This is a genomic window from Saccharomonospora saliphila YIM 90502 (assembly GCF_000383795.1).
Lineage (GTDB): Bacteria > Actinomycetota > Actinomycetes > Mycobacteriales > Pseudonocardiaceae > Saccharomonospora > Saccharomonospora saliphila.
Genome location: NZ_KB912681.1, coordinates 90,018 through 102,432 on the forward strand (window position 1 = coordinate 90,018; position 12,415 = coordinate 102,432).

Annotated in this window: 12 protein-coding genes; 6 read left to right on the forward strand and 6 right to left on the reverse strand. The window is 72.9% G+C overall.

The annotated features are described in order from the left end of the window. Positions 1 to 759, reverse strand: a 759-nt coding sequence (locus SACSA_RS0113885; protein WP_028661866.1) for a sigma-70 family RNA polymerase sigma factor, incomplete at its 3' end; no start/stop codon positions are given. 235 nt (positions 760 to 994) lie between these two features. Between SACSA_RS0113885 and SACSA_RS22965 the strand changes: the two genes are divergently transcribed. The 3 genes from SACSA_RS22965 to purE all read left to right on the forward strand — a co-directional run bounded on the left by SACSA_RS22965 (position 995) and on the right by purE (position 4,221). After that, a complete protein-coding gene (locus tag SACSA_RS22965) occupies positions 995 to 2,425 on the forward strand; it encodes a glycosyltransferase 87 family protein (protein WP_048876801.1) in 1,431 nt (476 codons plus the stop codon). Between the two features lie 40 nt (positions 2,426 to 2,465). Beyond that, positions 2,466 to 3,647: a 5-(carboxyamino)imidazole ribonucleotide synthase gene (locus SACSA_RS0113895; protein WP_019816511.1), complete on the forward strand. Its 1,182-nt coding sequence runs from the start codon at positions 2,466 to 2,468 to the stop codon at positions 3,645 to 3,647. A gap of 73 nt (positions 3,648 to 3,720) precedes the next feature. Continuing rightward, a complete protein-coding gene (gene purE, locus SACSA_RS0113900; RefSeq protein WP_019816512.1) occupies positions 3,721 to 4,221 on the forward strand; it encodes a 5-(carboxyamino)imidazole ribonucleotide mutase in 501 nt (166 codons plus the stop codon). A gap of 25 nt (positions 4,222 to 4,246) precedes the next feature. Here purE and SACSA_RS0113905 read toward each other — a convergent pair whose 3' ends face one another. Beyond that, a complete protein-coding gene (locus SACSA_RS0113905) occupies positions 4,247 to 4,525 on the reverse strand; it encodes a DMT family transporter (protein ID WP_019816513.1) in 279 nt (92 codons plus the stop codon). Positions 4,526 to 4,572: 47 nt separating this feature from the next. On the opposite strand from SACSA_RS0113905, the gene SACSA_RS0113910 reads away from it, so the two are divergent. Further along, the gene (locus SACSA_RS0113910) at positions 4,573 to 4,764 is read left to right on the forward strand and encodes a hypothetical protein (protein WP_019816514.1); all 192 of its coding nucleotides are present in this window, start codon (positions 4,573 to 4,575) and stop codon (positions 4,762 to 4,764) included. Between the two features lie 66 nt (positions 4,765 to 4,830). Here the strand turns inward: SACSA_RS0113910 and SACSA_RS22970 are convergent, their stop codons facing one another. The 4 genes from SACSA_RS22970 to SACSA_RS0113930 all read right to left on the reverse strand — a co-directional run bounded on the left by SACSA_RS22970 (position 4,831) and on the right by SACSA_RS0113930 (position 10,495). Then, entirely contained in the window at positions 4,831 to 6,510 is a 1,680-nt protein-coding gene (locus SACSA_RS22970) for a class I adenylate-forming enzyme family protein (RefSeq protein ID WP_048876782.1), read from the reverse strand. 202 nt (positions 6,511 to 6,712) lie between these two features. Beyond that, positions 6,713 to 7,420, reverse strand: coding sequence for a TIGR03089 family protein (locus tag SACSA_RS0113920; protein ID WP_019816516.1), 708 nt, complete (start codon positions 7,418 to 7,420; stop codon positions 6,713 to 6,715). A gap of 48 nt (positions 7,421 to 7,468) precedes the next feature. Further along, complete coding sequence (locus tag SACSA_RS0113925; protein WP_019816517.1) at positions 7,469 to 8,791, reverse strand: LCP family protein; 1,323 nt, start codon at positions 8,789 to 8,791, stop codon at positions 7,469 to 7,471. A gap of 45 nt (positions 8,792 to 8,836) precedes the next feature. Further along, complete coding sequence (locus SACSA_RS0113930) at positions 8,837 to 10,495, reverse strand: LCP family protein (protein WP_019816518.1); 1,659 nt, start codon at positions 10,493 to 10,495, stop codon at positions 8,837 to 8,839. A 155-nt stretch (positions 10,496 to 10,650) separates the two neighbouring features. On the opposite strand from SACSA_RS0113930, the gene rfbB reads away from it, so the two are divergent. Both rfbB and SACSA_RS22975 read left to right on the forward strand, forming a co-directional pair. Beyond that, positions 10,651 to 11,643, forward strand: coding sequence for a dTDP-glucose 4,6-dehydratase (rfbB, locus tag SACSA_RS0113935; RefSeq protein WP_019816519.1), 993 nt, complete (start codon positions 10,651 to 10,653; stop codon positions 11,641 to 11,643). Between the two features lie 105 nt (positions 11,644 to 11,748). Next, positions 11,749 to 12,415, forward strand: a 667-nt coding sequence (locus SACSA_RS22975) for an SDR family oxidoreductase (protein ID WP_019816520.1), incomplete at its 3' end; no start/stop codon positions are given.

Sequence of the window (12,415 nt, forward strand, 5' to 3'; positions counted from 1 at the left end):
CACGAGGAACGCGATCACGCCGCGCAGGGAGGCGTTGACGTCGGCGAGTTCGTCGGCCAGCGCACGGCACCGCGCGCACTCGTCGAGGTGGTGCTCCACCTGGGCGCGTTCGCGGCGGGAGAGCCCGTCGCGGGTCCACGCGCCGAGGCGGGTCGCGGTCGCGCGGCATCGTTGTCCCGGCGTCTCGGCCAGGTGCGCCTGGAGGTATTCCTGGCGCAGGCCCTCCCGGGCGCGGTAGGCCAGCGCGGACACGCCGTTCGCGGTCAGTCCCAGCAGGCGGCCCACCTCGTCGGGGGACTGCTGCTCGATCACCGCGTGCCACAACACCGCGCGCCACCGCTCGGGCAGGCGGCTGAACGCCAGGGCGACGAGGTGCCGGTCCAGTTCGTCCTGGGCGTGCTCGGCGGCCGTGCCCATCAGTGACGGCCCCACGTCGACCGCCTCGGGGTCGTCCGTGGGACGGAGCGTGCGTGCCGAGCGGACCCGGTCGTAGGCGGTGTGGCGCACGGTGGACAGCAGGTAGGCGCGGAAGGCCACGTCCGGGCCCTTGCCCTCGCGCAGGACGTCGAGCACCTTGGCGAACGACTCCGACACCAGGTCGTCGGCGTCGGGCCGGGAGCGCGACAGGTGCCGGGCGAGGCGCTCGGCCGCCTCGGCGTGCCGTTCGTAGAGCACACCGTAGGCCTCGATCCGCCCGGAGCGCACCGCCGCGATGAGGTCGGCGTCGCTCGGTTCGGTGCGGTCGGGGGAGGCGGACACGGCACTCCTTCCTGCTCGGCGCGGGCGCGATCCGGTCGGCACGCGGGAAATGTCACCAAGTGTGACGGACCCGGCGTGCTGTGGCACCCCCCGGCCCGGCCACCGTCGCCGAGCGGCCGCGGCCGGGCGCCGTGCCGTCCAGGGGCCGCGTGGAGGGCGGGGCGGGACGGTGACAGCGCCGTGGTTTCCTGGTTGACGTGAGGCAGTCGACGCGCATCGAGTGGTGAGGCAGGACATGCCCGTCACGACCGGCCCCGAGCCCCGCGCCACGGGCGAGGAACAGCACCACCTGTCACTGAGCGAGTCGCTCGGGCGGTTGTCGGTGCGCCCTCGGTCGGTGGCGCTGTTGTTCGCCCTCCCGGTGCTCGCCGTGGTCACCGGCGTGCTCGGCTGGGCGCTCGACTGGCAGCTCGGCGTCGACAGCGCCGTCTACCGCGCGGGAGCACTGACCCTGCTGCACGGTGACCCGCTCTACGACGGCAACACCCTCGGTGCGGAGCCGTGGTGGGCGTTGCTGCCGTTCACCTATCCGCCGACGGCGGCCCTGCTGTTCGTTCCGCTGGCCGTGCTGCCGGTGCAGGTGGCCTGGGGCGTCGTCGCGGCCGTCTCGTTCCTCGCCCTGGCGCTGGTCGTCCGGATCGCGATCGCGTCGCTGCCCCGTCCGCCCGGGCAGCTCTCCCGGTGGGCGTCCCCGGCGCGGGCCACGCTCGTGTTCGCGGTGGTGTCCTTCGCGCTCGAACCCGTGTGGCGCACGATCTTTCTCGGCCAGATCAACCTCATCCTCATGGCCCTGGTCGTGCTCGACGTGCTGGTGTTGTGCCGCCGCGGCAGCCGGTGGGGCGGGGTGCTCGTCGGTGTGGCCGCCGCCGTGAAGCTGACTCCGTTGATCTTCGTGCCGCACCTGCTGTTCACCGGCAGGGTCGCCGACGCACTGCGGGCGCTGGGCACGTTCGTCGGTCTCAACCTCGCGGCGCTGGCGATCGTGCCGTCCGACACGCTGCGCTTCTGGACCCACACCGTGTTCAACCAGGGCCGGATCGGGCCGATGCACTGGGCGGGCAACCAGTCGCTCAACGGGCTGCTCAACCGCCTCACCGACCTCGCCCCGTGGGCGACGCCCGCCGCGCTGGGCATCGGCGCCGCGCTCGCGCCCTTCGCCGTCTGGCTCATGCTGCGGTTCCACCGGCGTGGCCAGCCGCTCTACGCCTTGCTCGTCACCGCCTTCTACGCGCTGCTGGTCTCGCCGGTGTCCTGGTCGCACCACTGGGTGTGGGCGGTACCGCTGATCGTGCTCCTCGTCGCGCGGCTGCCGCGGACCACGCCCGCGACCGCGTGGCGGCGGTGGGCGCTGGCGGGCTCGGTGATCGTGGTGTTCGTGAGCTGCGTGCTGCTCGTGCTGCCCAACGGCCGCAACCTGGAGTTGCATTGGGAGTTCTGGCAGTTCGTCCTCGGCAGCGCGTATCTGCTGGTGCCGCTGGCACTGACCGCCGCGCTGGGCCTGCGGTGGCTGTGGCGACGCCGTTCCGCCCGGCACGGGCACGGCGACCCGCCGCCGGGAAGCAGGCACGGCGACACACCCTCGGAAGGCGGTGCGGGCCCTGCGCCCTCGGACGGCGGTGAGGGGGACGCGCCCGTCGAGGCGCAGCGCACACCGGCCTCGGGGTGAGGCCGTGCCCGTCGTCCGGGCCCCTTAGTCTGGTCGCACCATGGACACCCGAACCGGACTTCCCATCGTGGGCATGGTGGGCGGCGGCCAGCTCGCGCGCATGACCCACCAGGCCGCCATCTCGCTCGGACAGTCGCTGCGCGTGCTCGCGGCGGGAGAGAACGAGGCGGCGGGGCTCGTGGCGGGGGAGGTCGTGCACGGCCACCACACCGACCTCGAGGCGCTGCGGGCGTTCGCGCGGGGCGTCGACGTGCTGACCTTCGACCACGAGCACGTGCCGTCGGCACATCTGCGTGCGCTGGTGGACGAGGGTTTCCTCCTGCGGCCGGGGCCCGGGGCGCTCGCCCACGCGCAGGACAAGCTCGCGATGCGGCGGCGCCTGTCCGCGCTCGGCATTCCCGGTCCGGCGTTCGCCGAGGTGTCCGACGCCGGGGACCTGACCGCGTTCGCCGAGAAACACGCGTGGCCGGTGATGCTCAAGGCCGCCCGAGGTGGCTACGACGGGCGCGGCGTGTGGACGGTGCGCTCGGCGGACGAGGCGCGGTCGCTGGTGCCGGAGCTGCTCGACGCGGGCACGCCGCTGCTGGTGGAGGCCCGGGTCGCGATGCGCAGGGAGCTGTCGGCGCTCGTGGCCCGCTCGCCGTTCGGACAGGGAGCCGCGTGGCCGGTGGTGGAGACCGTGCAGTCGGACGGGATCAACACCGAGGTGCTCGCGCCCGCGCCGGGTATGAGCGAGCGCCTGACCCAGCAGGCCCAGGACCTCGCCCTGCGCGTCGCCGAGGAACTCGACGTGGCCGGGGTGCTCGCGGTCGAGCTGTTCGAGACCGCCGACGGGGTGCTGGTCAACGAACTGGCGATGCGCCCGCACAACTCGGGGCACTGGACCATGGACGGCGCGCGCACCTCCCAGTTCGAGCAGCATCTCCGCGCGGTGCTGGACTACCCGCTCGGCGCGACCGACGTGCTGGCCCCCACCGTGATGGCGAACGTGCTCGGCGCCCCGGAGACGCCTGCGATGCGGCCGGACGAGCGGGTGCACCACCTGTTCGCCCGGTTCCCGGACGTGCGGGTACACCTCTACGGCAAGGGCGAACGCCCGGGGCGCAAGCTGGGTCACGTGAACGTACTCGGCCCGATCACCGACGAGCAGCGCGAGCGTGCCCGGCTGGCCGCGCACTGGCTCTCCCACGCCGAGTGGCGCGACGGCTACCGCGTGCACTGACCGCGTGGCCGCGCGCCGGGAGGCGACCGAAGGCCCGGCGAGAACACTCCCACGAGACAAGGAGCGAGCAGACGTGAGCACCCCCGCCGTCGGCGTCATCATGGGCAGCGACTCGGACTGGCCGGTCCTTGAGGCGGCGGGGACCGCGCTCGACGAGTTCGCGGTGTCCTACGAGGTGGGTGTCTACTCCGCCCACCGCACCCCGAGGCGCATGCTGGACTACGCCGCGTCGGCCGCCGAGCGCGGGCTGAAGGTGATCATCGCCGGAGCCGGGGGTGCCGCGCACCTGCCCGGCATGGTGGCGGCGGCGACCCCGCTGCCGGTGATCGGCGTACCCGTGCCGCTCAAGCACCTCGACGGTCTCGACTCGCTGCTGTCCATCGTGCAGATGCCGGCCGGGGTTCCGGTGGCCACCGTGTCGGTGGGCGGTGCGCGCAACGCGGGCCTGCTCGCGGTACGGATGCTCGCCGCGGGGGATGCCGCGCTGCGCGCCCGGATGGAACGCTTCCAGGCCGATCTCGAAACCCTCGTCCTCGACAAGGACGCCGCGCTGCGCGCCCAGCTCGGCTCCTAGCCGGCCACCGCGCGGACGACGCCGGTCACGCGGTGTCGGTCAGGCGCAGGCCGATCACCCCGGCGATGATCAGCGCGAGGAACAGCACCCGCGCCGGGGTGACCGGCTCGTGCGCCACGGCCCTGCCCGCCACCGCGACCCCCACGGCTCCGACGCCGACCCACACGGCGTAGGCGGTGCCGACGGGCAGATCGCGCAAGGCCAGCGTGAGCAGCGCGAAGCTCGTCGCCGCGACCGTGACGCCGAACACGCTCGGCCACAACCGCGTGAAGCCCTCGGCCTGGTGGAGCGCCAGCGCCCACACGGATCGTCCGCTTCCTGTCCGAACAGCGCGAGCACGATCTGGCCTCGGTGCGGCGGCGGATCGACGCGGCGGTAGCGGCCGGGGAGCTCGCGCCCGGCTCGGACACCACGGCGCTCGCCGCGTTCGTCAACACGGTCCTCTACGGCCTGTCCATCCAGGCCCGCGACGGCGCCACCGCCCGCGACCTGCACGCGGTCATCGACGTCGCCCTCAAGGCCTGGCCGCGGGAGGCGCCGTGAGGCACTCCGGCACGGCGCTGGGCGCGGGCGGGGTCGGTACCGCGCGGTGAACATCGAACGGTCGTCTCACGGCGAGGGTGAGGGAGACGGTGAGGTCGGTGGGGGCGCGGGCAGCCGGTCGCGGAGCTCGCGTTTGAGAATCTTGCCCGCGGCCGAGACCGGGATCGCGTCGACGAAGTGCACCTCCCGGAGCCGCTTGTACGGTACGACCCGCGCGTTGACGGCCTCCATGAGCGAGTCGGCGGAGACGTCGTAACCGGGTGCGCGGACCACGAACGCCACCGGCAGTTCCCCGGCCTCGGCGCTGGGCCGCCCGACCACCGCGGCCGAGGCCACCTCGGGCAGATCCGTGAGCAGCTCTTCCAGCTCGCGCGGATAGACGTTGTAGCCCTTGTAGAGCAGCAGGTCCTTCGCGCGGTCCACCACGGAGAGGTAGCCGTCCTCGTCGAGCACGCCGATGTCGCCGGTGCGCAGCCACCCGTCCACCAGCACGGCGGCGGTCTCCTCGGGCCGGTTGTGGTATCCCCGCATCACCTGCGGACCGCGCACGCACACCTCGCCCGGTGTGTTCGGTGGCAGCTCCTCGCCGCCCTCCACGGGCACGATCCGGACCTCGGTGTCGAAGATCGGCACCCCGACCGTGCCGACCTTGCGCGTGCCCGAGCGCCAGCTCGGCCCGAGGGTCGCTCCCATGGTGACCTCGGTGAGCCCGTAGCCCTCGGTGAGAACGGCCTCCGGGAAGCGGTCGAGCAGAGCCCTGATCATCTCGTGCGGCATGGGCGCCGCCCCGGAGCTGATGCCGCGCACCGACGAGAGGTCGGCCGTGTGGAATTCCTCGCATGCCAGCAGTGCCCCGAACAGCGCGGGCGCCCCACTCATCGAGGTGACGCGCAGCCGCTCGGCGTCGGCGACGTAGGCGCGCGGGTCGAACCGGTCGTGAATGGTGACGCTGGTCCCGCTGACCACGCCGATGTTGAGGCCACCGAGGCCCATCGCGTGGAACCACGGGGTGAGGTTGATGGTCGCGCCGGTGCCGAGTTCGGTGTCCCACTCACCGGCCGCGCCGATCCGCTCGACCGTGACGTCCCCGTGCTCGTCGAGCGCGGGCACGGCGCCGGAGCCCCAGCACACGTACTGGAGCGCGTTCGCCACCACGTTGCGGTGGGTCAGGCGCACACCCTTCGAGCGGCCGGTCGTCCCGCCCGTGTAGCCGAGGTGGGCGAGGTCGGTCTCGACGTCGAGAGCGACGTCCGGTCGCGTGGCGGGCGCGTGCGCGCCGAACGCGGCGAAGTCGGTCGTGGTCGTGTCGGCGGGCTCGACGGCGATCACGGCCTCCAGCGGGTAGCCGCTCAGGGCCTCCGCGAGCCTGCCGTGGGTGACCACGGCCTTCGCCGCGCAGTCGTCGAGCTGGGCGTGCAGGGCCTCGCGCGGCAGCAGCGGGTTGGCCGGGCTGAACGTCGCCCCCGCCAGGAGCGTGCCGTAGTAGGCCACGGGGAAGGCGAGGCAGTTGGGCAGGTGCAGCGCGACCGTGTCGCCGCGGCCGATGCCGTGGGCGTGCAGCGCGTGACCGAAGCGGCACGCCGAATGCCACAGCTCGGTGAACGACAGGGCACGGTCGCGATGGTGGAACGCGACGCGGTCGCCGTACCGGGTGGCGGCTCCGGCGAGCAGCGAGCCGACGCCGACCTCGGGATAGGTCAACGACGGGGGAAGACCGGGCGGGCGCGGTGCTGATGTGGTCGGCATCACTCGACAGTAGGAAACCCTGCGTGTCGAGACAAGCACTCGTTGAGTTAGCGCTTACTCACTGTCGGCCCGGCACCGGACGGCTCGGTCACCGGGCGACGGGAACGGCACGCCCCGGCGGGCTCTCGGCACGGCGCGGCCGGATCTCGGAGAGCGTCGGGCGCGAGCCCGCGATGACCGTGCCGTCGGTCGTGCGCCGCGCTCAGCGCACCTCGACCGTGGTGCGCTCGGTGGTGCGGTGGCGCTCCAGCGCGTCCGGGTCGGCGCCGGTCACCTGCACCACGTGGGCACCCGCCGCCAGCGGGGCGAGGAAGGCGTCGAGCACCCCGTCGGCCAGGGTCCACGGGCGGGTCGACAGCACGCGGTCGCCCGCGCCGATCCCAAGCGCCGTGGCGCGTTCGCGGGCCGTGGCGAGCACCTCGTCCACGGTGCGGCCGAGCAGCGCGGGCGTGTCGCCACCCACCGGCAGCAACGGGGAGAACTCATCGCCGCACACCCGCGCCTCGGACAGGTAGTCGAAGGAGCCGTCCCCGGGTGCGGTACCGAGACCGCGCCCGAGCGGGTCGAGCGCGACCCGGGCCGTGACCTCCGCCGTCGTCGGGTGGGAATCCGGCCCCGTGAACCCCACGGTCGCGCCGTCGGCGTCGGCGACCACGTGCGCTCCGCACCACCAGGAGCCCAGCAGCACTCCCGCCGTCTGCCAGTGCGCAGGCAGGTCGACCGACACCGCGTCCCCGGGTTCCACGTCCCACTCCTCGACCAGCCAGTTCGCGGTCTTGGCGCCCCAGTTGGCCAGGGTGGCCGCCGACAGCTCCACACGGCTGCCGCAGGCGTCGTCGTAGTGGGTGATCAGCGGCCGGGCCGCCGAGGAGGACAGCAGCGGGCGCAGCAGGTGCTCGGTCAGGCTCATACCGGCCAACCTACTGGCCCGTGCCGGTGCCGTCCGGGCGCGGGGCGACTAGTTCACGCAGGGGATCTCGTCGGCGGTGATCTGCGCGGGCAGCGGCGCGCCGCCCGGCGCGGACCCGCCTCCGACGGGCGCGCCCCCGCCATCACCCGCGTCGCCCGCGTCACCGCGCACGACGCTCCGGACGAAGGCGCGAACCTCGGCGACGTCGAGCCGCACGATGCTCTGCGTGCCGTCCGGGCTCCACGCCGCGATGTCGGTCACCGGCACCGTCCGGAACGAGATGTCGCCGGAGGCGATGCCCTCCACCTGGTCGGCGAACTCGAGCAGGTCCATGTCGGAGTCGAGCACCAGGGAGCGCCGCACCGTGTCCGCGAGCTTGTCCATGCGGTCGGAGTCGGTCAGCGTCCCCGCCGAGAGCACGGTGCCCAGCGCGGAGGCGAGGAAGGCCTGCTGGCGCACGATCCGGTCCAGATCGCCCCGGGGCAGGTTCTTGCGCTGGCGCACGAACGACAGCGCCTCGCTCCCGGAGACGACCTGCCTGCCCGCTCGGAAGTCGGCCCCGGAGTCCGGGTCGGAGGTCGCCCGGTTCAGGCACACCTCGACCCCGCCGAGCGCCTCGGTGAGCAGGTAGAACCCGAGCAGGTTCACCTCGGCGTAGTGGTCGACGCGCACGCGGGTGAGGTCCTGCACGGTGGTGACCAGCGCCCGCCGCCCGGCCTGGTCCGATTCGCGCTCCAGCTCGGCCCGGTCGGACATCCCCGCCTCGCGCAGGCGCTCGCGTTCCCGCTGCTTCGCCGCACCGTACACGGAGTTGATCTTGTCGTGACCGCCGTGCGGGACGGCGACCCAACTGTCCCGGGGGATCGAGACGGCCGTCGGGGAGGCACCGTCGTGCGGGACGCGCAGCACGATCAGCGTGTCGGTGTTCACGCCCGGCTTGTTCTCCGTGCGGAGCTGCCGGAGCACGCGGTGGGGGAGCGGAGCGCCGTCCATGTCGGTGCGGGCGTCGGTGCCCACCAGCAGGATGTCGGTCGCGCCGTCGTCCTCGGGCGGTGCCGGTGGTGCCTGTTCCCGGTCGTCCTCCGCCGCGGTGCGGTCCGGCTCAGGGTCGTCGGCGAGCCGGAGCGCGTCGGTGGTGCGCACGCTGCTCTGGAGTGTGTCGAGCGTGGAATAGGCGTAGCCCGCCGTGCTCAGCGCGACCACGGACAGCAGTGCCACCAGCGTGCGTGCGGTGGCCCGGGCGGCCGCCGCACCCCGGCGCCTCGGTACCGGCGCGCGCCCGGGCGCACCGGTGGCCGGACGCGTGTCTCGGCCGGGTGTTTCGTCCTGGTCGGGCGCCTCGTCGGCAGGCCCCCCGTCACCGGTGTTCACGCCTGGGCTCCCCTCCACCCCGCGTACGGGTCGCCGGCCGTCAGCTTAGTTGACGCACGGGACACCGTCCGCCGTGATGGGCGCCTCACCCTCGGAACCGTCGTCCTGTCCGCCTGCGTCGCCGCTCGTGGACGAGCCCGCGCCACGGGACGACGACCCGCTCGGACCGGTGCCGTTGGTCTCGGTGCCGTTGGTCTCGGGGCCCTCGGACGGGTCCGCCTGCCGTGGTTGCCCCGACGAGTACGGGTGGGCGCGGTTGAGCAGCGGTTCGCGGTCGGTGGTGGCCGACTCGGGCAGGGAGAAGTCGGAGCCGAGCCGCACCGAAAGGTGGCCGCTCGGCAGGGTGGCGTCCTCCTCGGCCGGGAAGTCGGTGCCCAGTGCCGTGCGCAGGGCCTCCACCCCGTCGGCGGCGTCGGGAGCGTAGGAGAGCAGGCTCGTCGCGGTGGGTGACACGGTGGCGTGGCTCTGCCCACCGAAGCCCTGGCCGCGCAGCACCGTCCGCGTGTGCCGCCCGAGTTCCGCCTCCCCCGAGGCGTTGTAGATGTCGACCGTCAGGTTCTCGGCGCCGGCGACGGTCTCCGGCAACTCCCCGGTGCCCCGCTCGCTGTCGTCGGAGACGAGCCCGTCGACGAACGCGCGTACCTCGGCGACGTCGACGCCCAGCACCTCCGCGGTGCCGATCCGCACGTCCCCGGTCACCGGCATGGTGTGGAACTCGATCTGGCCGCCCGAGAGCCCGCGCATCTGATTGGCGAACTGCAGCAGGTCCCAGTCCTCGGAGATGACCACCGACTTCTGCACCGCCGAGATGACGTCGGACAGGCGTGCCGGGTTGAGCAGTACCTCGCTGGAGAGCACCTTCCGCGCCAGGCCGGACAGGAACGCCTGCTGCCGGGCGATGCGGTCCAGATCGCCTCTGGGCAGCCCGTGCCGCTGGCGCACGAACGCGAGCGCCTGCGCCCCCTCGACCGTCTGCCTGCCCGCGGACAGGTCGATCCCCGACAGCGGTTCGTGCACCGCCTCGTTCAGGCACACCGGGATGCCACCGAGGGCGTTGGTGACCTCGTAGAAGCTGGCCAGGTTCACCTCGGCGTACCGGTCGATCATGCCCGGCCTGCCGACGAGTTGCTCGACGGTGGCGATGAGGTTCTTGCGCCCCGCCGTCTCCGCCTGCTTCTCGACCTCGGCGGTGTCGGCGCCTCGCGCGCGCAACGTCGAGGCGGTGTCGTTGTAGGCGTGGCGGAACGCGCTGTTGAGCCGGTTGGAGCCGTACCCGCCCGCGAGTTCGACCCAGGCGTCGCGCGGGAACGAGATGGCCGTCGCGCTCGTGCCGTCCTGGGGGATGTGCACGAGAATCATGGTGTCGGTCTGGAGGTTGCCCTCGGCCTCGCCCGCGTGCAGCTTGTCGAGCACCTCGCGCGGCAGCGGGTTGCCCTGGGCGTCGGTGCGGCTGTCCATCCCGACCAGCAGGATGTCCACCGCGCCGTCGAGCGGTTCGGCCTCCGGCTCGGTGTCGAAGACGTTGGTCGTGGTGACCCCGGAGTTGACGTCACCGACGAAGTACCAGCCGTAACAGGTCATGGCCAGCACGGCCACCGACAGCAACGAGAGGAGCGTTCTGCCTCCTGCCACCGTCACCGCGCCGAGTCGCGATCGGCGTGGGGTCACCGACATCTCGACCGGCCCCCGAGCCACGTCGGACACACCTGTTCCTCCCCGAGTCCTGTGTGCGGCCGCCTCACCGTACTGATCATCCTTCTCTCAAGACGTCGTCGAGCGGGAAAACGTTGCCTGGATGTTGCGTTGGGTGTTCGCCCACCGCGTGGGAGACTGCGCCGTGAGTCGATAGGGGAGGACGCATGCGGGTTCTGGTTACCGGCGGTGCCGGGTTCATCGGGTCGCACTACGTGCGGCAGGCGCTCTCGGGGGCATACCCGGGACTCGATGCGGCGGAACTGGTGGTGCTGGACAAACTCACCTATGCGGGCAGCGAGGCCAACCTCGCGCCCGTGGCCGACGATCCCCGCCTGCGGTTCGTGCGCGGCGACATCCTCGACGCCGAGCTGGTCTCCGGGCTGATGAAGGGCGTGGACCTCGTCGTCCACTTCGCCGCCGAGTCGCATGTAGACCGTTCCATCGCCGGGTCGGCCGACTTCGTGCTCACCAACGTCGCGGGAACGCAGGTGCTGCTCCAGGCCGCGCTGGACGCGGGCGTCGGCAAGGTCGTCCACGTCTCCACCGACGAGGTGTACGGCTCCATCTCCGAAGGGTCGTGGCCCGAGGAGCATCCGCTCGAACCGAATTCCCCGTATTCGGCGTCGAAGGCGTCGTCCGATCTGCTGGCCCGTTCGTTCCACCGCACCTACGGGTTGCCGGTGTGCGTCACGCGGTGTTCGAACAACTACGGGCCGTACCAGTTCCCCGAGAAGCTCATCCCGCTCTTCGTCACCAATCTGCTCGACGGCAGGCCGGTGCCGCTGTACGGTGACGGGCTCAACGTGCGCGACTGGCTGCACGTGGACGATCACTGTCACGGCATCCAGCTCGTGGCCGACGCGGGCCGTGCGGGCGAGGTCTACAACATCGGCGGTGGTACGGAGCTGACCAACACCGAGCTGACCGAACGGCTGCTCGCGGCGGTCGGCGTCGGATGGGACATGGTGCGGCCGGTCGAGGACCGCAAGGGCCACGACCGGCGGTACTCCGTCGACATCGGCAAGATCCGGGCGGAGCTGGGTTACCGGCCCCGCGTGGACTTCGACGCGGGACTCGCCGACACGGTGCGCTGGTACGCCGACAACCGGGCGTGGTGGGAACCGCTCAAGGAACGGGCCGCGCTCGCCGGAGGCTGACGCGACGCGCGGTGAGAAACCACGCACGCGGTGCGAGCCACACGGCGAGGACGCGGTGAACGGCGCGGGGCGACCGCGCGGCGAACACGACCGAAGAGGGCAGGTATGAACGACACGGGTGAGGGCGCGACGAAAGGCATCGCCGTCCTCGTGCCGGGCGGGTCCGGCCAGCTCGGCAGGGCGCTGGCCGCCGAGGCCGCGCGGCACGCCGACGACGTCCAGCTGTGGGCGCCCTCCTCGGCCGAACTCGACGTGACGCGGCCCGGTGCCGTGGTCGAGGCGCTCGCCGACCTGGCCACGGGCGCGCGCGAGGCCGGACGGGCCCCGGTCGTGCTCAACGCCGCCGCGTACACGGCGGTCGATGCCGCCGAGGACGACGAGAACCGCGCGTTCGCCGTGAACGCCGACGGGCCGAGGGTGCTGGCGGCGGTGTGCTCGTCGCGGCGGGTGCCGCTGATCCACGTGTCCACCGACTACGTCTTCTCCGGCGACGCCGGGCGGCCGTACGAGCCGGACGACCCGCTCGGCCCGCGCACCGCCTACGGCCGCACCAAGGCGGCGGGGGAGGACGCCGTGCTCGGCTCCGGTGCGCGGGCGTGGATCGTGCGCACCGCGTGGCTGTACTCCGGCGGGGCGGGCGACTTCGTCGGCACGATGGCCCGTCTCGAACGCGAGCGCGACACCGTGTCCGTGGTCGAGGACGAAGTCGGCAGTCCCACGAGCGCGGACGACCTCGCGCGGGCGCTGCTCGACCTCGCGGGCCCGGTCGCGC